Origin of the sequence: Lamprocystis purpurea DSM 4197 (assembly GCF_000379525.1) — a bacterium.
Classification (GTDB): Bacteria; Pseudomonadota; Gammaproteobacteria; order Chromatiales; family Chromatiaceae; genus Thiodictyon; species Thiodictyon purpureum.
Genome location: NZ_KB902432.1, coordinates 1 through 2,536 on the forward strand (window position 1 = coordinate 1; position 2,536 = coordinate 2,536).

Genomic DNA, 2,536 nt, shown 5'->3' on the forward strand with positions numbered 1-2,536 from the left:
GTCGGCATAACGATCGAATTCGGGGTCAGAATTGGCGTTCATAGCAGTGGCGTTGCGGTTGGTTGGCTTTCCAGGCGGTGGGGAAATAGGGGTCTTGGGGAAATAGGGGGAAATAGGGGTCTGACCCCTATTTCCCCGTTAGTTTTGAATCTCTGTAAAACGTACTTCTCCGAGCCCGCAGTTCCGAAAACCTTTACGTACGGTTTCTTTCCAGACGGCAGCGCGACCGCAATCTCCCTCGGGAATGTTCCAGCTATTTCATCCATCGCGCTGACAAAATCCGTATTGCGTGACGACAACGCAACGGTAGACGATTTTGACTTAGAGAGGGATCTCTTAAGTATGAGAAAGTCAGTTAAGCCGCTTTTCGCCCGCGACTTAATAAGCCTGCTTCCCGACTCATCGATTACCTGCGCGGAAAGATAATTGAGCATGATCTAGTCTTTCGAGAACAATTCGCAGATGGAATCTTTCATAATTTGACAGTATTCCTCTTTTATATCTATCCCGATTGATCGGTATCCGTGCCGTCTAGCGAACACCAATGACGTGCCGCTACCCGCGAAAGGATCTAACACGACACCGCACGGAGGCGTCGTCGCAAGTATAGGAATTCTTACCAACTCCTCGGAGAACGTGGCCTTATGCAGTTTTTCACCCTTAGATAACGGAACTTCCCAAGTATCTGTTGGAGGCATGAAAGTACCGTTCGCCGTTAATCGCCCAACTTTCGAGCGATCATAAAAATAAAAACGCTGTGTTACGAAATGGAAGACATACTCGTGCGAGACCGAACTCCGATCCCTAACCTGATCTGGAATCGGGTTTGGCTTCACCCAAATATTATCATTGCGAACGATCCAGTCACGATCTTGTAAAGCTATCGCGAGTCGGTGCGGTATTAGCAGCAACTGTTTGTTCTTACACAACTTCCCATCTCCAGGGCGATCCTGTGGTCGCAGACCAAAGCGACGAGCGGTTTGCTTACGATCCCGACCTTTATGCTCTCCCCGCCCATTCCAATATGTATCTCCAATATTAACCCACAGACTGCCCGTTGAACTTAGTACTTCACGCGCTCCATCGAAGGCATCCGCAAGCTTCCTAATGTAATCCTCTGGGGATAGTTCAAGGCCGATCTGGTTTTCGACTTCGTAATCACGCTGCCCGTAGAACGGAGGTGAGGTAACAATGCAATCGACAAAAACCCCCGCCGCGCGCAACCACCCGAGTACCTCCCGGACCTCGCCGCAGAAAATGAGCGACTTGGAGTCGGTGTAGAACGCCTTGCCGCGCAGTTCCGGCGACTCAAAAATCGCTTGATCCAAGATGGCGGGATGCAACGCCAGGGCTTGCTGCTCCTTGGCCGTGAGTCCCCGCTTCTTACGCAAGGTGGCACCCGGATGCATCGACCAATCTTCTGCGTAGCTCTCTTTGGGGCTCATCGCATCCATCGCATTGGATCTTTCATCATGTCGCGCGCTCCAGGCGGCGTGGTCCGGCGCTTGGCGCCTGAAACCGACCTGCCTTAAAGAAAAAAATGTCACACCCTTGCAAGGCGGAGTTCCAAAAACTGCACCAGCCAGGGTATTTGCCTTCAAGCTGGTTTCGAATGCACCTTTGAGGTGCTGAGCATGGCGGGCCTTGCTCATAAACCCGGTCACCGCGCGATCTGCACGGTCGTCGGTCCGCACAGCGGACCCTACAGGTCACGGTGTTTCCGTAGGGTCCGCTGTGCGGACCGTCCGTGGCCGGCCGGAACAATGATCAAGGCCGCATGGCGAACCCGCGACCCGTAACTGGAAGGTCACCAGATGCGCGCAATCCCGTAGGCATCAATGTTCGTCACCGATCCGGCGCCGTGCCTCCGAGGAGAGTTTCGGGTCATCGTCCACCCACCACAGGAGGCTGTGGGTGTCCAGCAAGAGCCGCATCAGATGTAATCCTCGAATTCTTCGGGGATGGCATCGAAATCCGGCGCCATCCAGAGCAATTGCCCTTTTCCTGAACCAGGCTTGTCCGGGGCGCTTGGGTGACTGAACCGGCACAAGCCGAACCAAGGGGACGCTGTCACGGGCGATAACGATCTCTTCCCCGGCCAAGGCGCGGCGGGTCAACTCGGAAAGTTAGGCCTTGGCTTCGGCGATGTTATATTGGCCCATGGTTGGAGTCTCGTGAGCAATGTTGCTCTTCATTCTAACCCAAGCTGAACATCCTGGTTTGTTGTTCTCCTAATATCATCAACTTACAGCGAATGACATTGCTCAGTCGCACGACGAGATCGCGCAATCTTTGCGTGAGGGGGTCACGGTCTATGAAAGACCTTAGGTGATTTCCGGGAAAGATTTTACCAACACGTAGGGGCGACATGTAGGTGCGACTTCAGTCGCACCCTTACTTCAATTACGGGTGGAGAAAATCAAGAGCTTATCCCGCAAGCCATCAACCTCATCAACGAGTCCGGCCTGTACTCCCTGATCCTGGGCAGCCGCAAGCCCGAGGCCAAGCGCTTTAAGAAGTGGGTCACGTCCGAAGT

At 53.5% G+C, this 2,536-nt stretch carries 3 protein-coding genes and 1 pseudogene; 2 read left to right on the forward strand and 2 right to left on the reverse strand.

Annotated features, from left to right (window positions below; translation table 11 throughout):
* Positions 1–426, forward strand: a 426-nt coding sequence (locus tag A39O_RS42145) for a hypothetical protein (protein WP_211211554.1), incomplete at its 5' end; no start/stop codon positions are given.
* Positions 427–437: 11 nt separating this feature from the next.
* Here A39O_RS42145 and A39O_RS0107765 read toward each other — a convergent pair.
* Positions 438–1,652: a DNA-methyltransferase gene (locus A39O_RS0107765; RefSeq protein ID WP_211211555.1), complete on the reverse strand. Its 1,215-nt coding sequence runs from the start codon at positions 1,650–1,652 to the stop codon at positions 438–440.
* Between the two features lie 183 nt (positions 1,653–1,835).
* On the reverse strand, positions 1,836–1,934 hold the full coding sequence (locus A39O_RS0107770; protein WP_020504122.1) for a PIN domain-containing protein: 99 nt from the start codon (positions 1,932–1,934) through the stop codon (positions 1,836–1,838).
* A gap of 420 nt (positions 1,935–2,354) precedes the next feature.
* Here A39O_RS0107770 and A39O_RS43110 point away from each other — a divergent pair.
* Positions 2,355–2,536: pseudogene (locus tag A39O_RS43110) on the forward strand (BRO-N domain-containing protein); the annotation flags it as partial.

Coding starts and splice junctions, on each gene's coding strand:
- A39O_RS0107765 (WP_211211555.1), bottom strand. CDS start 1,652: ATGAGCAAGGCCCGCCATGCTCAGCACCTCAAAGGTGCATTCGAAACC.
- A39O_RS0107770 (WP_020504122.1), bottom strand. CDS start 1,934: ATGCGGCTCTTGCTGGACACCCACAGCCTCCTGTGGTGGGTGGACGAT.